The sequence below is a fragment of the Pseudoalteromonas phenolica genome, assembly GCF_005886345.1.
GTDB classification, from domain to species: Bacteria; Pseudomonadota; Gammaproteobacteria; order Enterobacterales; family Alteromonadaceae; genus Pseudoalteromonas; species Pseudoalteromonas phenolica_A.
This window is the reverse complement of the sequence record NZ_PNEC01000118.1, coordinates 1-333: the sequence shown is the minus strand read 5'-3', so window position 1 is coordinate 333 and position 333 is coordinate 1. Positions and strand designations below refer to the sequence as shown.

Below are 333 nucleotides of genomic sequence, written 5' to 3'. Positions count from 1 at the left end.
TGCAACAGCACAAGCCATTGTTGAGCGTGAATTTGTTTAAGTAATTATTGCTCCTAGCGTTTCAAGCGAAGCAGCAAAAATTGTTGAAGCGAAAAAGAACGTACGCTTATTAGCGTGTGGTCAATGGAGTGGCAAAGCAACTGGCCACGATATTAAGCGCGTTAATGGCGGTGTTTTAGTGCAAGACCGCGACCTAGGCATGGTTGCCCAAGGCGATTTAAAAGTCGTGTCTAAGCGCCAGCCTTCTGAGCAAGAACTTAACGATTTACTGTTTTGCTGGAAGGTGGCTAAGTTTGTTAAATCGAACGCGATTGTATATGCCCGCGACGGTAT

1 pseudogene is annotated in these 333 nt (G+C 45.3%); it reads left to right on the top strand.

What is annotated here, in order from left to right:
• Window positions 1-333, top strand: a pseudogene (purH, locus tag CWB72_RS20295) (bifunctional phosphoribosylaminoimidazolecarboxamide formyltransferase/IMP cyclohydrolase); the annotation flags it as partial.